Below are 19377 nucleotides of genomic sequence, written 5' to 3' on the forward strand. Positions count from 1 at the left end.
TTCGTCGACTTAATCGTCAGTCAGCGGACAAAGCCGCCGTTGGAAAGATCGACTTCAGGTCCAGCAGTTCGAACATTCCTGCATGCCCGCACGCCGCCCCCAATGATGGGACGTCGCACAGGCTTCCATAGCAACAATACAGTCCTCTTGCTGTGCAAGCAGATGATGGAGCCGTGGCCGTGACACCGCGCGGTTGAAGACGATGGAACCGTCACCGCGGACCGCACAAACTTGAAAACTGTTCTTGGTCAAATCAATCGCCAACATGCTAATCTCTGACATGGATGCCTCCCTCTCTTTGGTTCATATGAAACCACTTTGGCACAATCGATGCCGTCGGGTGGAGGCATCCACCGCATCAATTCACAATCTCCAACGTCGGTCAGTCCGACTTGGCAAGCCTCTGCAAGATGACGGCGAAATCAATCGATCAGACTTCGCCGCCAAAACGGTCAGGCCTCGGGGTTGTAGGGGTCGAGGCCGAAGAAGTCGTACAGATTGTCAAGCTGGCTTTGCCGTATCGAGATTGGAAGTTCCGGTTCGCCAAACAGGCCAAGCTCGCGAAGTTCGGCTTCAGTCTGGTCGATGGTGTAGCTCTCGGTCGCGGCATCCCACGTCAAGGCCTGCGGCGGAATCGGCCACCAATCGCCTTGGCTGCCCGGATAGTCCCCGGTCGAAACAAGAAGATAAGGTACCTGACCCACGTCGACATCAACCATGATGTCGTCAATGGCGCCAATGACAGTGCCGTCGGCATCGGTTACATTCGTTCCCTCCAGCTGATTGGCGACCTGCGTCGCTGGTGGCGCGATCGTTCCCACCAATTCATGTCCCAAGACAAAGACGGGAGAATCCAGACCGATGGGATCGATTGCAGTTGTAAAATAATCACCGACCTCGACGGCCACATTCGGCGTCGTAAGTCTGACGATATCGTCCATGTCAAAGCGTCGCGCATTTTCAAGAAGCTCAGCCGGAGCATCCACACTCAGCCCCGGACCTTCCAGTCCCGTCCAATCGGTTGCCTCGATCACATTCCACGGAACCACGATAAATTGCCCCGTTGTCCGCTCGGTCGAGGCAAGAGCATAGATCAGATTTCCATCCGAAATATCGATCATCAGGAATTTGATTTTGCCCCAGTCTTCTCCCTCATCGAGTAAATTTTGTTCAATCAGATGTCGGGATGGAGTAAGGAGGATATGGCTGCTTTGCCATTCTTCCGGGATGCTTTCGTTTCTGTCCGCCCCGTCCTGCTCTTCGGTCTGTTCCTGTGCTGTTGCAGCGGGAACTGTCATGGTCAGAATAATCGAAACTACGAGCCCTGAGCTCCTCATACCAAGGCGTTCTGTCAGCGCGTTCATGTCTTGTCTCCTATTCCTGGCGTAAAAGGTTTATTCTGTCGGTCGGTAGTTCAGAAAAACGAACATTGGGTTGGATTGTTCCACCCCAACTTAGCGGACTCGACTGCCGTCGCCCTGACCATCAAATCCGAAAGAAAAACTTCGGAGTGGTCCGAAGGATGAAACGCCAGGAGCGCTCACTCAGCTCGGGAAGCGCAAGTATGTTTCAAAGACCGAGCCGTATTGCCCAAAGCCGCTGGGCGAGCGGCAGTTGAGCGCATTAGCCAAGCTGCGCGTCGTTGGCGCCGATCGCAACATTATCCACCCTGGGTGACCAGCGATGGCCGCTTCTATGGTAGAGAGCTCGTCCCACTGAAGTACGGCTCCGGTCTCAGTTTACGGCGACTGATGCAGTTCGCCACGGCAGTGCGATTGCAATGATGCCCATCCAGACCAGAAGAGAAATAGCCCAGCAACGAATCCGAAACCTGCGCTGGGATAATAGCGAAAAGAGCCACCCTGATTGTACGGCCTTTGATCCCGTGTGTAGCCCCAGCCGGGGGCCGCCGCGACGACGCCGACAACAAGGAAGAAGATTAGCCAGAGCCATCTATGATGATGCTAGAAATCGCGTCATGTGCGAAAGCGGGCGACGCCATGGCGAATACCAAATCGACTGTTGCACCTGCATTGACTGTAATACGTTCCGTTTGTTTTCCTGTTTGGCCACAGAGTAAAGGTACTTGTTCGCGCCGTCTGACGGCATCGGACATTAAAAAGGGATGGCCGAACGTTGTGTCCCGACACTTTTTGGATTTCCCACTCATCGCCGAGGGCCGCCGCCATAGGGTCCGTTTTAGCAACCGTGATGCGATCGCATTCGCGAAGCATCTCTGCTGGCGCGGCACGGTGGTCCAAGTGAGAGGCGTCACGGAACAAATCGTAGGCAAGGGCGGTTTGTGAATCGCATTAATCAAGGAGACATACGATGAAGATCCTGATCGGCACGGCAGCTGCGCTCGCGATTGCTGCCCCGGTGCTTGCACAAGACGCCCTCACGATTCGAGTCGTGCAAAGCGACGAATACGGCCAGTACCTTAGTGATGCGCAAGGCCGGCCTGTTTACCTCTTTACGATCGACACCCCGGGACGGGCCAATGAAAAAGAAGCGCAAATATCCTGCACAAGCGAGGAATGTCTGGAGGCATGGCCGCTGGTGAGGACATCAGGCGATCCGCAAGCGGGCGAGGGTGCCGATTCTGCCCTGCTCGGAACGACCAGATATGAGGAACAGCAGGTTGTCACCTACAACGGATGGCCGCTCTACTATTTCGCTCGCGATGAGAGCGCAGACCAGCCTCAAGGAAACCATGTCGAATCCTTTGGCGGCGAATGGTATTTGCTGACGCCGGACGGCGAAAAATTGCACGAGTAACTTCAACCGCCGGTCTGACGGCGGAAGCCTTCGATCGACAGAGTTGAAGGGTGCCTCGCAACGCTTCGGCCTCTACCAGTGCACCGAATGGGAGGGACAGTTCACAATCACCTCGAAGGCACTGATGCACGACCAAAGTATTCCGCCCATTTATTTTCATTTCCCGTCTTGGTTTACGCGTTTCATGGGAAAGAATGACACAGGTCGATAACAACTGTTTCGAAATCGAGGGAAAGTATGAACCAGAGCTTCATTGACGGGTGGCACGAGGCTGCGACGACAACACTGGGACTTTTCTGGATGGCGTTTTGGGCCTTCGGTCTTGGCTACCTGATTTCTTCCATGATCCAGGTTTTCGTGACCCGCCAGACCATGCGGGAAAAGATGGGGGAAGCGGGTCCGCGATCTGTTGCGATGGGCACGTTCTTTGGCTTTGTGAGCTCGTCTTGCAGTTTTGCCGCTCTGTCCGGAACGCGCGCCCTTTTTACAAAGGGCGCAGGGCTTGTGCCATCGCTCGCGTTTTTGCTCGCCTCCACCAATCTCGTGATCGAACTTGGCATCATCATCGGGATTTTTCTCGGCTGGCAGTTCGTCGTCGGCGAATATGTGGGTGGTGTTGTGTTGATCCTGCTGATGTGGCTCGTCGTTCGCATGACCCGAGGCATGGCCCCTGTCGATGCTGCACGAAAAAGTGCAAAGGCAAGCCAAGGCGACGACGATGGCGATGACGACGATAGCGAGACCGCATCCTGGCGCGAAAAAGTGAGGTCTAGAGAAAGCTGGGCCATGGTCGCGAAGCGCTACGTCATGGAATGGATGATGGTCTGGAAGGACGTGACGGTCGGCTTCACGGTCGCCGGCATAATCGCGGCTTTTGTGCCCGAACGGCTCTTTCAATGGCTTTTCATAGGGGGAGAAGATCCGAATTTCTTCGAATTGCTGGCGCAGGCGCTGGTTGGCCCGGTAGCCGCGTTCTTCACCTTCATCGGGTCGATGGGCAATATTCCCCTCGCTGCAGTGCTCTACGGCAACGGCGTTGCCTTCGCCGGGATCATGGCTTTCATCTTTTCCGACCTCGTCGTGATCCCGGTTCTCAGGGTTAATGCACAGTACTACGGATGGAAAATGGCGTTTTACATCCTTGGAGTCTTTCTCGTGGTGCTGGTCGCCACTGCGATGATCCTGCACTACGGCTTCGCGATGTTTGACCTTCTGCCATCTGCCGAGCAGGTCCGGACGGTAACCGACCGCGAGTTTTTCAAGATCGACTACACGTTCTGGCTGAATATCGCCTTCGCGTCCCTGAGCGTTGGCTTTCTCGTCTGGAAAATTGCGCGGTCGGGATGGAGCTTCGCCATCGGCAGCGGTGTCATCGAAAAGGGTTTGTTCGGCCTCGCTATCGCAGCCTACATTTGGCTGGCAATCGGTATGTTCGTCGGCTGACCTTACTGGCGATATCAGCTATGGAGCGTCGGCCTCCTTGCGGCGGCTGCGATCTGACCCGCGCGGGCTCTTCCGGTTCGTCCCAAGTGATGTGAGTGTAGGTGTTCGGTGGCTTTGGCCGGACCCGCCGAGATTACTTCTCAACCAAGGCGGCGACTCCAAGAAAATGTCGAGCGACCGCTTTCTTAATTTCGTTGGTATCGCGCTCACCGTTACCCATCATTGTGATATCGCCGAGACCGGCAACGAGAGCTGGCGCTTCAAAACCGGGAACAACCAAGATCCCGCTGGCCCGATACGGCCGCGCTATATGGAGGCTAAACCGCATCGGGCCAGTTGACATGGCGCAAAATGGGGGTCATTTTTGGACGCCGATATGGGGTCAAAATTGCATGCCAATTGACAAGATCCGGTTCACCTTGTCGCGCGGACAGGGCGCGGATGTGTCTGAGATCGTTGTTTTGACGACCTTGCCACGCACCGCACCCCGGATACCGATCTGTTTCATCAGTCGCTCCACCGTGCAGCGCGCCAGCTCAAAGCCCCCGCGCTTCAGCTGATGCCACGCCTTGCGGATTCCGTAGATCTGATAATTCTCATCCCAGACCCTTTTGATTTCCGGGCAGAGTTCTGTGTTACGTTGATGCCGTGCGGAGGCCTTGGACGGATCAGCGAGGCACGGCAGGCGGTGATATTACGTCGACGGCTTGATCGGCAAGACTTTGCAGATCGACTCGACGCCGCAAACAACGCGCTGATCTTCAATGAAGACGATCATCGCTTCAGTGGGCGGTTGAGTTCCGCCTGCGCAAAATAAGCGCTCGTCCATTGTCCTCGGACCAATGGCGAACAATGGCCTCGCCCTGGCGGAGAATTTCATTCGCCTGGCGCAGCTCACGGTTTTCCCGTTCCAGAGTCTTGATCCGGTCACGTTCCTCGGTTGTCACGCCATCCCGCATGCTGCTGTCCTTCTTCACCTGCTAGACCCATTCGCGCAAGGTCTGGGGAATACAGCCAATCTTGGGTGCAATGGCCGCAATCGCGCCCGCCTACGTTTCGTATGAGCCTTGATGCTCAGGAACCGCACGTGCGCGGACCTCAGGCGAGTAGCGATTTGCCATTTTGCGTTTCGTCATAACCATCATCCTTACTTAAGTTGATGGTCTCCGGCAAACTTGGGGCAATTCACTAAGCACATTGCGATGCCGTCGGGAGAGGGCCATCCACGTCATCAACAGTACCTTTTCACCCCAGCCAGACGTCCAAAAACAACATGATGACCAGCCCCAAAGACAGCCCCAGCGTCGCTCTTTTCTGATGCCCACTTCGGTGGGTCTCAGGGATGATCTCGTGGCTTATGACATAGAGCATCGCTCCTGCTGCAAAGGCGAGACCCCAAGGCAGTAACGGCTCGGACAGCGCGATGATGCCCGCGCCCAAGAGCCCCCCGATAGGCTCCGCCAGCCCGGTTAGCGCCGCAATGCCCCAAGCGCGCCATTTTCCATAGCCCTCACCCAGAAGCGAAACTGCCACGGCGAGGCCTTCGGGCACGTTCTGAATTCCAATTCCGATCGCCAATGGCAATCCGCCCTTCACATCGCCCGATGCAAAACCGACCCCCACGGCAAGACCTTCGGGGAAGTTGTGAATCGTAATGGCAATGATAAATAGCCAGACACGTCTGAGCGACGCAGACTCCAGCCCTTCGCGGCCCCTGCCAAAATGCTCGTGCGGCAGCATCTCGTTCATCAGGGCCAGGACGCCCATGCCAAGCAAAATTGCGGCGCAGACGATGGCCGCCGGAACAACGGCGCTGTCGGTACGCGTTTCGACCGTATCGAGTGCCGGAATGATCAGAGAAAAAAACGAGCCCGACAACATGACTCCCGCTGCGAAACCAAGCGAAAGATCCCGTGTACCCTGCGATGGCAGTCGCCCGAACAGGATCGGAGTGGCACCGACTGCCGTCATCAATCCGGCGACAAGGCTACCCAGAAAACCAAGCATGATGGGCGAAAGCTCAGTCAGGGTTTTCTCCACTATTTTGATGATTCAAAAAAGCTTAAGCTTCCGCACTCTCTTTGAGCGCCTCCAGGAAAACCAGTGCTTTGTCTGAATGTTCCTGCGCAATCCGTAGAAATTGCCGGACCGGGCTATTCAGTGACAATAGCTGCCTGCGCTAACCAAGCGAAAAACAAAGCGGTTTTCCGACTGTCAATCGGCACCGGTCTTTGGGCACGACGCATACCTCAGGGGTGATCCTCGGCTATAAGATCATCCGCGTAGATGAAACGTTGATATCGCTGGGCATTTTACGACAGCGCCTCAGGCTGCGACGTCTGGAACCTTTCTCTACACGCGCGGTTTCTGTCCGAGGAGACATGACCTCGCAGGTGCATCCTGACGAGCGAATGCTGGGTAAAATAAAGCACAAGGTAACAGTATGTCTGATCAGCACATTGATCCGCTGGAGGCTGAGGAGCTGGGGATTGAGCCAATCCCAGTGCCCGAGGGCGAAACCGAGATCATCGAGACGGAATACGAGGTCGGACAGGACAACTGGAGCAAGAGCTACGTTCTCCAGTTCGACATCCACAATCCGGTGTTCGGCATCGCAGGAGGGCTAATTGTCGCGATCACCCTGCTGACGCTGTTTTTCCAGACACAGGCCGAGCCATTCTTCACCGGCCTGCGCGACCGGCTGACGGAACATCTCGACTGGTTCTTCCTGCTGTCGGGCAACATCTTCGTCCTTGTCTGCCTTGCGCTGATCGTAACGCCGGTCGGCAGGGTCCGGCTGGGCGGCACGGAAGCCAGGCCAGACTATGGCTATATCGGCTGGTTCTCGATGCTCTTTGCCGCGGGCATGGGTATCGGTCTGATGTTTTACGGCGTTGGCGAACCGCTCGGGCACTTCGGGGCGGCGTTCGGGGGAATCGAAGTCGGGGCGGACGGCGTCCGGACCGACTGGGCGCCGCTGGGTGGCGCAGAGGGCGACGAAGAGGCCGCGCGCAGGCTCGGCATGGCGGCCACGATCTTCCACTGGGGGCTGCACCCCTGGGCTATCTACGCTGTGGTCGCCCTCGCGCTGGCGCTCTTCTCCTACAACAAGGGCCTGCCCCTCACGTTGCGCTCGGCCTTCTATCCGATCTTCGGCGAGCGGATCTGGGGCTGGCCGGGCCACGTGATCGACATTCTGGCAATCCTCGCGACGGTCTTCGGCCTTGCAACGTCCCTCGGGATCGGTGCGGAACAGGCGGCGGCCGGGCTTGATTTCCTGTTCAGTGTCGGCTCCGGAAACGCCGTCCTGATCCTGCTGATCATCGCGATCACGGCCGTCGCTATCTGGTCGATCGCTCGCGGCCTGGAGAGCGGTGTGAAGCTGCTTTCTCAGGTGAACATGGGGCTCGCGCTCGCGCTACTTGCGTTCATCATCATCGTCGGCCCGAGCGTTGCGATTGCCACCGGCTTTTTTAAGAACATGCTCGCCTACGGGGCGAACTTTCCGGCGCTCTCCATGCCGTTCGGCCGCGAAGACGCCAATTTCTCGCAGGGCTGGACGGCCTTCTACTGGGCCTGGTGGATTTCCTGGTCGCCCTTCGTGGGCATGTTCATCGCCCGGGTCTCCCGTGGCCGAACGGTGCGTGAGTTTCTGATCGCGGTCCTGATCGTGCCCACTGTTCTGTCCGTCCTTTGGATGACAGCCCTAGGCGGCACGGCCATCTCGCAAGTGGCGCAGGACGGCGCATCCGATTTACTGGGCGCGCCCCTCGAGCTTCAACTCTTCGAGATGCTGCAAGGGCTGCCGCTGACAGCTATCACATCGCTGATCGCTATCACCCTCGTCATCGTGTTCTTCATCACCTCGTCGGATTCCGGCAGCTTGGTAATCGACACGATTGCAGCGGGCGGAAAGGTAAATGCGCCGGTGATCCAGCGCATATTCTGGGCGATGCTCGAAGGGATCGTCGCGATTTCCCTGCTGCTGGGCGGCGGACTGGTGGGTTTGCAAGCGATGGCCGTTTCGACGGGATTGCCCTTCACTCTGGTCCTGCTGGGCGCGTGCTATGCATTGGTGCTGGGGCTTCTGAACGAACCACGGTGAAGAGGATCCCTTAATTCTCGCCCGCAAACCTCTAACTTCAGTCAGGCTGCCTTTCTTTTCCTGGTCGTAGGCTTGGAGGCAGTTCGCTGGTTGCGAAGCGGATTCTCTTGGCTATCGACATAGTCCTTGACGACGTCGAGCGCAGCGCGTCCTCAGGAGACGACGAAGTAGCTTGGCGTTCAGAGTTAACGACCCCAGAGCTTTTTAAAGACTTTAACTGCCCCATCAAATCTGACCAGCTATTCCGGTGGGTCATGCGTCGTTTGGATAGGCGCAACGATTGCGCTCAGGTTAAGAGTCAACAGGCGATTGGCCGCTTTATTTCGATCTTGAACGAGAGGCACGCATCAGGTCAGTGATGCGGACAAATTCTGGATGGGCTGCGATATCATCTACCAAGACCGGAGAACGGGGGCGCCAGTTGGGGTGAGCATCGGTTACGCCCGGTAAGTTCGTGGGCATTTCCGGGCCAGTAAGGTCGGCCAGCCGGACGCCTGCGAGAACGCTGCGGCTTGCAGCGATGAAGGCATGCGCCCCCTCGAACACGGTTTCAGGCAATTCGGGGGCCGCTGCATCAGCGCGCACGTTGAGCGCCCTGATCAGCTCGCGGCGCTCCTTTTTGCGATGCGCAAAGTGCAGGATGCTCGTCTCCTCGGAGACCAAGCCATTCTTTTGTCGCAGGTGAATATCGTCGCCGCGCCACCAGGCCGCAAGTACCGGAAGGTCATGTGTGGACAGGCAGGCCAACGCAAGCTGCGGATAGCTGCCAGGCGCGTGGAATCCTTCATCGTCCTGTTCAAAATAGACAATGCGGTAGCTTAAAAGCTTCGCCGCCTCCATTACCTCGCGAAAGCCTTCGGGCACGAACCCAAGGTCCTCGCCGATCAGGATCGCATTGGCGGCATGAGCCTCTTCGATCAGCACCCGCAAGAGGTCTGCCATCGGGTAACGCAGGTGCGCACCTTCTGAAGCAGGGCGACCCGAGGGTATCAGGAACAGCTGCCACAGCGCCATCGCATGATCGATCCTCAGCGCGCCGGCGTCCGCAAGTTGCGCGCTGATCATGGCGCGGTAATTGGCATAGTCGTCCTTAGCCATTGCTGTCGGCGAAGGAGCGGCAAGGTGCCAATTCTGTCCCTCTTCAGAAAACACGTCGGGCGGCGCCCCGACCTCAAGGTCCGGCAGCGTCGTGTTCTTGCCCGACCAGATGGCAGAGCCGTCCGGCACCTCTCCCACCGCCAGATCAAGATAGAGTCCAATGCGCATGCCCGCCTCGTTCGCCGCTCTCTGGGCCGCTTTTAACTGCGTCCGGGCGATCCACTGCAGCCATTCCTGAAAACGCACGTCCAGTGCATGATCTATTGCAAAGGCCCGCACCGCGTCAGCCTTGGGATCTTGTAACGCCTCTGGCCAATCGGTCCATCCCTTGCCACCGTGGCGAGCCGAGATGACCTCGAACACCGCATGCAAATGCAGGGCCTCACCCTGATCTGCGCGAAAACGGTCGAATCCCGGATCGTCGACACCGGCATTGAAGACACCACGCAACGCGGTGAGCTTGGCGTCTGTGACGGCGGCATAATCCACAAGATCGGAAACAGCATAGCCATCAATTGAGGCGGGACGCGCCAGCCCCAGCAGATCGGGCGCGATGTAGAGGGGATTCAAAAAGCGCCGGTTGGACGGCGAGAACGGAGAGCACCGCTCGGGCGCGGCCAGAAAAAGCGCATGCAGTGGATTGACGCCGAGAAAATCAGCCCCTGCCGCGCCACATGTCTTGGCCAACAACGAAAGATCGGCAAAGTCGCCGATGCCCCAGTTGCGGTCCGAGCGAAGTTCGTAGAGCTGGCAGAAGATCCCCCAGCCGCGGGCCGGCTGCGGAGCATGTTCTTTGGGGCGCGGAAACTTTTTGGGCGACGCTGGCCCTTCCGGTTTCGCCTCAGGATCCACATCGAGGCCAGTCAGTATCAGTCGCAGCGTCGCGTCGGGAACCTGACGGTCGTCATAGTCGGTGACGATACCATGGTGCCGGGCCAAAGTGCGAAGATTCATGACGTCACCATGGGGAGGTCCGATCCTTTATTCCGCAGCGCGCAGAGACACGAGCGAATGCGCGACCACAAACGATCGCCAAGGCGCGTCAGGTCGCCAATCCGCGCCAGCTTTTGCCGCAGGTCAATATCGACGAAGGGCCAATAGCCAGCACATTGAGCAGGCTGTTTCTTAATTGAACCGTGACCTTGCATTTTCAAAGGCGCTCGAAAGATCGTCCCATGCTTGATTAAAGCCGCTCTTCATGTCGTTCCAAGCATCGTCACTCGCCTCTTGGATCTTTCTCAATCGAAGCTCGGCCTCGTCGCGTTGTTTGCGCATGTCCTTGAGCTGCTTCTCGCGCTCGATCTTGGCGTCTGCCTCGGCTTCTTCGCGCTTCGCTTCCATCTTGTCGATTTCGGCGTTCCACTGGTCGAGCCTTGCTTTAGCTTTTTCAATAAATGCGTCTCTATCTGCCATCGGGCAAGTCCCTTGATCTTTTTCATTTGCCTTATGAACAAACTCAATTTTACAGTAATTGTTCCAAGTGCGTCATAGGTTTCTGCCGGAGCGCGAGGTGATAACCGGGAGCGGGAAGCTTCCTGCACAAGTCTCGCGCGCCTGAGAATGCAAATGGCAGCTTGATCAGGTCTCGCGCGTCGCTAGTTCCACTTACAGTTATCGCGGGTCTATCCCACTCCCCTTCGAACAGAGGTTTCACTGGGTGGCGGGACTTGACCATGCGCAGTTTGCGCACTGTATCAGACGATCCGTAATCCTCGTCTTTAGGAGAAATAGGTGCACCATATGCCTTTTTTGGATCTTGGCGCGCGCCAACAAGGATGAACTCAGCACCTTCATAATTCAGCAGGCGCACATCTTCGCGTGCGAAGCGCCGATCGCGAAATACATCCTGCAGCCGGTTAGGATAATCTGCTTCTTGATCTTCCGAAAGCCCGGCACCCTTGGGCTGACCCTTCTCGGGATTTTTTACCGACAATGCGAAACTGGCCTCCTGGGCGATGTTGAAGGTGCGCTGCACTTGACCAGGGTCTTCCGGAAGTTCCAGGGCGTATGACAAATGCATCTGCCCATCCTCGAGCGTTATCGCATAAACACCCTCGCCGACCGGACGCGCCGCAGGTTCGCGCTGTTCGTCGCGGGTCTTGGTTTGGTAGCGTTCCTCGCGCAATCCACGCTCGATTTCGCGGTCCTCTTTGGTGACCATGTCTACGAAACCCCAGACACGCTCGTGGCTTTTCACATCGGGAAGATGCTTGCGCCCGGCGATACAAAGCCGGATGTCCTTACCGCCTTTCGGACGCATGGCGAAGTAAAAGCGCTGTATGTCATCAAGTGCATCGGGATCGTCCAAATTGATTTTTGGACGGTAGAAAAAGAATATGTCGCCTTCCTCCAGAACATCTGTTTCCTTCTCTTCCGCCATATCAAGCTCCGATCAGGGATTTCATCCGCTTGTTTTTATGTGATGGAAAGGTGCCATGGCCACCAGATCGCCAGAAGGCCAATCCAGAACAGAAAAATGATAGGAAGCGCCGCCAACGCGGCAGCTGCGCTGGGTGCATATCGAAAAGCGCTTTGATCCCGATAGAACCTGCGGCCACGGGTATAATGCCAAGCGGGCAATGAAAATATTGCTGTCAGATACAGAAAAACGACGAGCCAGAACAAAAACATGTCGGCGATCATGTTCGATCTCCTTTTTGTGTCTCTTTGCCAACAAAACTGAACAACGTGCCCAAGGTTCCAAGCTCGGTCAGGCCGAACCTCGTCAGAAGCGCGCGCCAGGTTATCGATCCATTGGAGACGCGGGAACTCTTCGGTGAATTGTCGTGTTGGCTTTCTGAAAATGGATATGAACGAAGGAAAGAAAATGACCATTAAGGATCTGATGACGCCGGGCGCCAGACTTGTTGATCCGAACACGACAGTGCGCGACGCCGCAATCCAGATGCGAGACGCCGATATCGGCGCATTGCCGGTGGGCGAAAACGACCGGCTTGCCGGCATGGTGACTGACCGCGACATCGTTGTACGAGGGGTTGCGTCCGATCTTGAGCCGACTCTGGCTACGGTGCGCGATGTCATGTCCGAAGGCGTTTATTATTGCTTCGAGAATGACGACGTCGACCGCGCCGCCAACCTGATGGCCGAACACAAGGTGCGCCGCCTGCCGGTTCTGGACAGCAACAAGCGATTGGTGGGGGTTCTGGCTCTTGCCGATCTTGCCCGCGCGCACACAGGCCAGTCAGCGCTGCGAGGCGTGTCGGAACAAATACCGCAAGAACGGCTTTGATCACGCAGAGCTAACGAGGGACCGGCACACAGGCGTCCGTCCCTCACAACATCAAGACTTCAGGAGACGACAATGTCAGAAACAGGATTAAAAAATTTCGATCACACGCTGCAGAAGACGAATGCCTGGCTCAATGCGGTGGGCGAACTGACGGGTGTCGACAGGCAGCATCAATTCCACGCGTTGCGCGCCGTGCTGTGGGCGTTGCGCGATCGGTTGACGACAGAAGAAGCGTTTCACTTGAGCGCGCACATGCCGTTATTGGTGCGCGGAATCTACTGGGAAGACTATCGCCCCGCAGGGAAGCCGGACACCTACAAAACGCGGGATGACTTCTTGCAAAAGGTGACGGATGCCTTGGCAATTGCGGCCCCGATGAACCCCGAAGATGCCACCCGCGCCGTCCTGACCGTCATCGCGGCACAACTCCCCGAGGGCGAACTGGAACACGTCACGCACATGTTGCCGTCAGACGTCCAGACCCTGTTTCCGGACCGCTAAAGAGGAGCCACGCCATGATCGACAGAGCCAGCGAACGCGACGCGATGGTCGAGCGGCAGTTGATGCGCCGCAAGATCACCGATCGTCGTGTCCTAGACGCCATGCGGGCCGTCCCGCGAGAGGTTTTCGTCGCCCCTGGAATGGAGGAATTCGCCTACGAGGACGGCCCCCTGCCTATTGGACACGGCCAGACGATCTCGCAGCCCTATATCGTCGCCCTGATGATCGAAGCCGCTGCGGTGCGCCACCGCGACGCGGTTCTCGAAATTGGCGCGGGTTCAGGGTATGCGGCGGCTGTGATGGCACAGATCGGGGCCACCGTCATCGCTATCGAACGACACGAACCCTTGGCAAAGGAGGCCCGCGACAAGATCGCGAGGGCCGGCATCTCGAACGTGGACATCCAGATCGGTGACGGCACCTTGGGCTGGCCCGACGCTGCCCCCTTCGATGCAATCGTCGTGGCTGCGGGCGGCCCGTCGGTGCCCGAGGCGCTCAAAGCGCAACTCAAGGTCGGCGGGCGGATGGTAATCCCCGTCGGCGGATCGGGCACGGGTCAGTCGCTTCTTAAAATTACCCGCACCGGTGACGACACCTGGGATGAGCAAGAACTGGGCGCCGTGCGCTTCGTGCCCCTTGTCGGCGCGCAGGGCTGGGCCCAAGACGGGCGCCAATCCGCGTCTAACCATGTGCCGGGTCAGTCCAGTGGCAAGAGCCTGCCGCAGATGGTGGCAGAGGTGGCCGAACCCCTGCCCGACATTGATGATCCCAGCTTTGGACAGTTCTTTGACCGCTATGCCGACAAGCAAGTGGTTCTGTTGGGGGAAGCCAGCCACGGCACATCGGAATTCTATCGTGCTCGCGCCGCGATCACTCGGCATCTGGTCGAACACCACGGCTTCAACATTGTGGCGGTCGAGGCGGATTGGCCCGACGCCGCCGCCGTCAACCGCTACGTTACGCATCAGCCGGTCCGCGACGGGGGCGACCCGCCGTTCAGCCGGTTTCCGACATGGATGTGGCGCAACGCCGTCGTCGAAGGCTTTGTGGAATGGCTACGAAGCCATAATGCGCAGGTGTCCGACCCCGACGCCCGCGCAGGCTTTTACGGTCTGGATATCTACAACATGAGTGGATCAATCGCAGCCGTGCTGGCCTATCTCGACGAGGTTGACCCCGAAGCGGCCCGTATCGCACGCGAACGTTACAGTTGCCTGACGCCGTGGCAAAGCGATCCCGCGACCTATGGCCGGGCTGTGCTCAGCCAAAGCTACCACGATTGCGAACCTCAGGTCGTGGAACAGTTGCGGACGCTTCTCGAACGCCAACTGGCTTATGAAGCCAAGGATGGGTCGCGCTTTCTCGACGCGGCGCAGAACGCCCGTCTGGTCAGGTCCGCGGAGCAATATTACAGGGTCATGTATTACGGCGGTGCCGAAAGCTGGAACCTGCGCGACACCCACATGTTCGAGACGCTTGAACATCTACTGGAGGCGCGCGGCCCTGACGCCAAGGCCCTTGTATGGGCCCACAACAGCCATATCGGTGATGCCCGCGCGACCGAAATGGGCGCAGTACGCGACCAGTTGAACATCGGCCAGCTTGCCCGCGAGCGGTTCGGTGACGCGGCGGCGCTGATCGGATTTGGCACTCATTCCGGCACGGTCGCTGCCGCCACCGACTGGAACGGCGAGATGGAGATCAAGCGCGTCCGCCCATCGCGAGAGGACAGCTACGAAAGGCTGTGCCACGACGCGGGCCACCCGCAGTTCCTGCTCGATCTCCATGCTGATCCGGCGCTGCGAAAGCGTCTTGAGGTGCAGCGTCTCGAACGCTTCATCGGCGTGATCTACCGGCCAGAGACCGAGCTTCAGAGCCACTATGCCGAAGCCTCTTTGCCACGCCAGTTCGATGCTTTCGTCTGGTTCGACGAGACGCAGGCCGTCACACCGCTCGGCCCCGAGCACCGGCGGGCCAGTATGCCCGAGACCTACCCGTTCGGCGTCTGAGGACGCCATTCAACACACCAAAGGAGATGCAGCCATGCACCGCAGTTCCGACATCAGGGGATATCAGCTTCAGGCCAAAGACGGCGACGTCGGTACGATCGACGACCTTCTGTTCGACGACAGACACTTCGTCCTGCGGTGGGTGGTGGTGGACACCGGCACGTGGCTGCCCGGTCGCAAGGTGCTTTTGCCGCCATCGGCGTTGAAAACTCCGGACATGACCAAGCGCGAATACATCACCGACCTGACCTGCGAGCAGATCAAAGCCGCACCCGGCCTCGAGACCGACAAACCGGTTTCGCGTCAACTCGAAGTCGACATATTCCATCACTACTCTTGGAACCCATACTGGTATGGCACCTTCGGCGCCCCCTTGACGGTCGACATGGGGTTCCCGGTTCCGCCTGCGGACCTCGACCAGTCGGACGCTCCACAGCACAAGACAGAGGGCGACCCCCATCTTCGCAGCGTGGACGAGGTGACCGGATACTACGTCGAAGCGACCGACGGCGGCATCGGTCATATCGAAGACTTCATGGTCGATGAAGACAACTGGACGATCCGTTACCTGATGATCGATACCAAGAACTGGTGGCCCGGCAAGATGGTGCTTGTCTCGCCCGACTGGCTGACCGACATCGCATGGACCGATCGCAAGGTCTTCGTCGATGTCACACGCGACAAGGTCAAGGGCTCCCCCGAGTTCAGAGAGTCGACGACCGTCAATCGTGACTACGAAGAACGGATGTATGCCCACTATGGCGTTCACCCCTACTGGAGCGGCTGGGCGTAGGGGACCGCGATGATCCTGATCTGATCCCCGCGAACTGGACCGTTTGAAGCTGGAGTTTTCCGCTACGATTTCCTGGCTGGGAGAGAAGCGGAATCACACGAAGGCATCGAAGTTTACGGACGCTCAGAAAGCGTTCATCATCAAGCAAGGCGAGGAAGGCACGCCCGTCGCTGAGATTTGCCGGAAGGCAGGTATCAGCCAGGCGACCTACTTCAACTGGAAGAAAAAGTATGCGGGTCTGCTGCATGAGATGAAGCGGCTGAAGAAGATCGTGGCCGACCTGACGCGGGACCGTGAGATTTTGTGAGGCACGTCCCGAAAGATCTGAGGCTTGGTCGCATTGGCGAACTGGTTCGTGGGAACCCCGCAATGACCATCATGGCGAACGCGATCCTTATCGCCCGTCGCATGATCCGCGCGATCGCTTGGAGCGAAGTGTAATGCGATTTCTACCCGGCGGTTGATAGGCGATGCCTACCCCTGTCTCGCTGCTCTACTTTTCCTCTGTATCTGAGCCGTGACGAGCAAAGCTGAAGGCGGCGTTAATCATCGCGAAGTGGGAGAACGCTTGCGGAAAATTCCCGGCCATGACCTGATTTTTTACGTCGTACTGCTCTGACATGAGCCCGACGTCGTTGCGTAGCGCCAGCAGGCGTTCGAAAAGTGCTTCACCTTCCTCGCGGCGACCCTGAAGGAACTTGTTGTCGGCGAGCCAGAAGCTACAGGCGAGGAACGCACCCTCGCCGGCGGGAAGGCCGTCCTCCGCCTGAACCGTGTCGTATCGCAACAGGAGACCATTCTTTGACAGTTCCCTCTCGATCGCGTCCGCCGTCGAGGCCACGCGCGGGTCGTCAGCGGGGAGAAACCCAACCAGCGGGATTAGAAGAAGTGCGGAGTCAAGCGCTTTCGATCCATAGGCCTGAACGAACGCGCCGCGCTTTGCATCGTAGCCGCGCTCGAGGATTTCGGCCCGGACTTCGGCGCGCAGGCGATACCATCTGTCCACCGGACCTTGCAGGCCGAACTCTTCCGCGAACCTGATGGCTCGATCGAATGCGACCCACGACATCAGCTTGGAATGAACAAAATGCTGGCGGCCGCCGCGTACCTCCCAGATCCCCTCATCGGGCCTTCGCCAGACTTCCTCAAGTTGTTTCATGAGCTTGAGGAGCAAGCCCGAGTAGGCTTCGTTAAGCGAGAGACCGGAACTGCGCGCTTGGTAAAGTGTGTCCATGACGCTGCCGAAAACGTCGACCTGAAGCTGCGTGTAGGCCAAGTTGCCAATGCGTACAGGGCTCGAATCGGCGAAACCCGGCAACCAGTCGAGTTTTACCTCGTCATTGCGGTGCTCGCCCGCCACGCCGTAAAGTGGCTGGATCTGCGAGGCGGCGCCGGCGACAGCGCGCAGAAGCCAGTCGCCCCAAGCTTCAGCCTCAGCGCGATAGCCGGCCTTGATCAGCGACAGGAGCGAGAATGTCGCATCGCGCAACCAGCAATAGCGGTAATCCCAGTTGCGCACGCCGCCGAAAATTTCCGGCAAAGACGTGGTAGCAGCGGCGACTACACCGCCCGTCGGACGAAATGTCAGAGCCTTCACTGTGATCAGCGATCGCACTACTGACTCTTTCCAAGGACCGTCATAGCGGCACTTGCCAACCCATCCCGTCCAGAAGTTTTCCGTTTCCTCAAGCGCCGGTTCGGGCTCACAGAGTTGGGCGGATGGAAGATGCGACGCCTCGTAGGCGAGGGTGAATGGTATGCGCTGCCCCGCAGCCACGGTGAATTCGGCAACTGTCGTCAGATCCTCGCCACGCAATTCTACTGGTGTCGTCAGCAGTACGGCGTGAGGGCCGGCGACAGCGCGTAGTCTACCGCCCTCAGCCTTCGTCACCCACGGAACGATCCGGCCGTAGTCGAACCTGAAGGCGAGATCCATGCGCATTCGCACCCGACCCTTCCTCCCGACTACGAGGCGAACGACATCTGAAATCTGCCGGTCTTTCCGGATCGGCATGAAGTCGATCAGGGACACATCCCCCTCGGCGGTTTCGAACGTCGTCTCCAGGATCAGTGTGTCCTTATGGTAGCTCCGCTCGATCCGTTGGATATCTCCGGGTGGCGCGATCTTCCAGCGGCCATGCTCTTTTGTGCCCAGCAACGCTGCGAAGCAAGCACCGGAATCGAAGCGCGGCCAGCAAAGCCAGTCAATGGATCCGTCACGACCGACGAGCGCGGCAGTCTCGCAATCGCCTATCATCGCGTAATCGCTGATGGCCTTCTGTGCACTCATTCCGAGAATGCGATTGTTGATAACAGCGAGATGTTCTGATGCCGCGAGTCAAGCCTCGTGTGCTGGACGACAACCGGTGCATCGGCTTCGAGAACGACTGCGAAATCCGTATCTCGTGGCACGGGTTCAGGGTCGCTGAGGTCGTTGAACCGCAGATGCAGCGTCCGCCGGGCCAATACCGGCATACAGTACGGCCCGACGGGCTCTCGGTCGGCGAAGTACAGGGTGATGCGAAGGTTCACGTCAACTTCCTGCGCGTTGAGGATGCACGCCGTCTCGTGCGAAACTAAAGCTGAATCGCCTTCCAGTCCACCACTCGGGATGTAACCTTCAGCGATAGCCCATATGCGTCGCCCGACCGTCACCGCTCTGGCCGGATCAAAGCGAGGCCGGTCTCTCTGTCCGGCAACCGGCGTAGATGTGTTGGCGACTCAGTGACAACGACCTCCAGCGTCGGTCGCACCTTCGCATAGGCGAGATGGCCGGCGAGCGCCGTCCCGTCGCGCTTGCCGAGCACGGCATGGAGATGCAAAGACGAATTGCCGTGTTCGTCGAGCGCGATGTCGCCGACGAGCGTCGCCACTTCGGTTTGTTCAGAGACAGAGATGGGAAGATATTCTTTGCTGCTCCAGTCAAAGTATCTGAGGCCAGCTGTTTCGAAGGCACCGAGCGCAGTTATCTGCGCGGCCGATAGCTTTTTGGCAGCTGCGAACTCCTGCAGGCAGGCCATCACCTCGTCGCCCGTCCGCAACACGACGACAAAGGTTCGCAACCCGTCCTGGTCATTCAGAAGTCTGGTTTCCATGGTGCCTCCTTCATGCAATTTGTGGTCTTTTCGTTCGCGGTCTCCACTCCCGCCGCTCCAATGTCGGCGCGGCGTCGCGCCGGCGTTCTTCGCGACCAGGCCCAGGCTAGGTGGCTTGTCCGGCGCGTAGGTCCCACCTGCAGGCCGCAGCTCATTCGGTAGCGCTTTCTTTTCGATGGAGCCCAACGTATTAAGTCCGTCTGCCTGCCTGAACAGGTTGTCGGGGCGATCCGCAGCCGCATCGTGCGGTCAGAACCGCCTCCCCCACCACCTCGCGCGCGGCATAGCGGTCCATGAGCCCGTGA

The 19377-nt window shown here is 58.3% G+C and carries 16 protein-coding genes, 2 pseudogenes and 1 other annotated feature; of the genes and pseudogenes, 8 read left to right on the forward strand and 10 right to left on the reverse strand.

Annotation, left to right across the window (positions count from 1 at the left end; translation table 11 throughout):
- Positions 1–452: 452 nt before the first annotated feature.
- Entirely contained in the window at positions 453–1364 is a 912-nt protein-coding gene (locus GZH79_RS13400; RefSeq protein ID WP_211644285.1) for a PRC-barrel domain-containing protein, read from the reverse strand.
- Between the two features lie 967 nt (positions 1365–2331).
- On the opposite strand from GZH79_RS13400, the gene GZH79_RS13405 reads away from it, so the two are divergent.
- Both GZH79_RS13405 and GZH79_RS13410 read left to right on the forward strand, forming a co-directional pair.
- Positions 2332–2778 carry a hypothetical protein gene (locus GZH79_RS13405; RefSeq protein WP_211644286.1) on the forward strand — a complete coding sequence of 149 codons (447 nt, stop codon included), beginning with the start codon at positions 2332–2334 and terminating at the stop codon, positions 2776–2778.
- Between the two features lie 237 nt (positions 2779–3015).
- Positions 3016–4221 carry a permease gene (locus GZH79_RS13410; RefSeq protein ID WP_211644287.1) on the forward strand — a complete coding sequence of 402 codons (1206 nt, stop codon included), beginning with the start codon at positions 3016–3018 and terminating at the stop codon, positions 4219–4221.
- A gap of 406 nt (positions 4222–4627) precedes the next feature.
- Here GZH79_RS13410 and GZH79_RS13415 read toward each other — a convergent pair.
- Both GZH79_RS13415 and GZH79_RS13420 read right to left on the reverse strand, forming a co-directional pair.
- Positions 4628–5357 (reverse strand): annotated as a pseudogene (locus GZH79_RS13415) (IS3 family transposase); the annotation flags it as partial.
- Positions 4925–5041: a sequence feature (AL1L pseudoknot), on the reverse strand. Its footprint overlaps the pseudogene before it by 117 nt.
- A gap of 109 nt (positions 5358–5466) precedes the next feature.
- On the reverse strand, positions 5467–6249 hold the full coding sequence (locus tag GZH79_RS13420) for a ZIP family metal transporter (protein WP_211644308.1): 783 nt from the start codon (positions 6247–6249) through the stop codon (positions 5467–5469).
- A gap of 415 nt (positions 6250–6664) precedes the next feature.
- On the opposite strand from GZH79_RS13420, the gene GZH79_RS13425 reads away from it, so the two are divergent.
- Positions 6665–8326 (forward strand): BCCT family transporter, encoded by a 1662-nt coding sequence (locus tag GZH79_RS13425; protein WP_211644288.1) that lies wholly within the window; start codon positions 6665–6667, stop codon positions 8324–8326.
- Positions 8327–8644: 318 nt separating this feature from the next.
- On the opposite strand, the gene malQ is transcribed toward GZH79_RS13425, so the two are convergent.
- The 4 genes from malQ to GZH79_RS13445 all read right to left on the reverse strand — a co-directional run bounded on the left by malQ (position 8645) and on the right by GZH79_RS13445 (position 12067).
- Positions 8645–10378, reverse strand: a complete 1734-nt coding sequence (gene malQ / locus GZH79_RS13430) for a 4-alpha-glucanotransferase (protein ID WP_211644289.1) — start codon at positions 10376–10378, stop codon at positions 8645–8647.
- Between the two features lie 171 nt (positions 10379–10549).
- Positions 10550–10837: a hypothetical protein gene (locus GZH79_RS13435; RefSeq protein ID WP_211644290.1), complete on the reverse strand. Its 288-nt coding sequence runs from the start codon at positions 10835–10837 to the stop codon at positions 10550–10552.
- Positions 10838–10886: 49 nt separating this feature from the next.
- Positions 10887–11804, reverse strand: a complete 918-nt coding sequence (locus GZH79_RS13440) for a hypothetical protein (protein ID WP_211644291.1) — start codon at positions 11802–11804, stop codon at positions 10887–10889.
- 35 nt (positions 11805–11839) lie between these two features.
- Positions 11840–12067, reverse strand: a complete 228-nt coding sequence (locus tag GZH79_RS13445) for a hypothetical protein (protein ID WP_211644292.1) — start codon at positions 12065–12067, stop codon at positions 11840–11842.
- A gap of 184 nt (positions 12068–12251) precedes the next feature.
- On the opposite strand from GZH79_RS13445, the gene GZH79_RS13450 reads away from it, so the two are divergent.
- The 5 genes and pseudogenes from GZH79_RS13450 to GZH79_RS13470 form a co-directional block, all read left to right on the forward strand.
- Entirely contained in the window at positions 12252–12674 is a 423-nt protein-coding gene (locus GZH79_RS13450; protein WP_249219189.1) for a CBS domain-containing protein, read from the forward strand.
- Between the two features lie 72 nt (positions 12675–12746).
- On the forward strand, positions 12747–13175 hold the full coding sequence (locus tag GZH79_RS13455) for a DUF2267 domain-containing protein (RefSeq protein WP_211644293.1): 429 nt from the start codon (positions 12747–12749) through the stop codon (positions 13173–13175).
- A gap of 14 nt (positions 13176–13189) precedes the next feature.
- The gene (locus GZH79_RS13460; RefSeq protein WP_249219190.1) at positions 13190–15184 is read left to right on the forward strand and encodes a protein-L-isoaspartate(D-aspartate) O-methyltransferase; all 1995 of its coding nucleotides are present in this window, start codon (positions 13190–13192) and stop codon (positions 15182–15184) included.
- A 34-nt stretch (positions 15185–15218) separates the two neighbouring features.
- The gene (locus tag GZH79_RS13465; RefSeq protein WP_211644294.1) at positions 15219–15977 is read left to right on the forward strand and encodes a PRC-barrel domain-containing protein; all 759 of its coding nucleotides are present in this window, start codon (positions 15219–15221) and stop codon (positions 15975–15977) included.
- 76 nt (positions 15978–16053) lie between these two features.
- A pseudogene (locus tag GZH79_RS13470) lies at positions 16054–16281 on the forward strand (transposase); the annotation flags it as partial.
- Between the two features lie 189 nt (positions 16282–16470).
- Here the strand turns inward: GZH79_RS13470 and GZH79_RS13475 are convergent.
- Genes GZH79_RS13475 through GZH79_RS13485 form a run of 3 tightly spaced genes read right to left on the reverse strand, consistent with a single transcriptional unit; the run spans position 16471 to position 19072 of the window.
- Positions 16471–18267 (reverse strand): glycoside hydrolase family 15 protein, encoded by a 1797-nt coding sequence (locus tag GZH79_RS13475; protein ID WP_211644295.1) that lies wholly within the window; start codon positions 18265–18267, stop codon positions 16471–16473.
- The gene (locus tag GZH79_RS13480; protein ID WP_211644296.1) at positions 18264–18632 is read right to left on the reverse strand and encodes a sensory rhodopsin transducer; all 369 of its coding nucleotides are present in this window, start codon (positions 18630–18632) and stop codon (positions 18264–18266) included. The genes GZH79_RS13475 and GZH79_RS13480 overlap by 4 nt, the downstream gene beginning before the upstream one ends.
- Positions 18629–19072 carry a PPC domain-containing DNA-binding protein gene (locus tag GZH79_RS13485; RefSeq protein WP_211644297.1) on the reverse strand — a complete coding sequence of 148 codons (444 nt, stop codon included), beginning with the start codon at positions 19070–19072 and terminating at the stop codon, positions 18629–18631. The genes GZH79_RS13480 and GZH79_RS13485 overlap by 4 nt, the downstream gene beginning before the upstream one ends.
- Positions 19073–19377: the final 305 nt, after the last annotated feature.

The sequence above is a fragment of the Loktanella sp. SALINAS62 genome, assembly GCF_018263905.1.
GTDB lineage: Bacteria > Pseudomonadota > Alphaproteobacteria > Rhodobacterales > Rhodobacteraceae > Loktanella.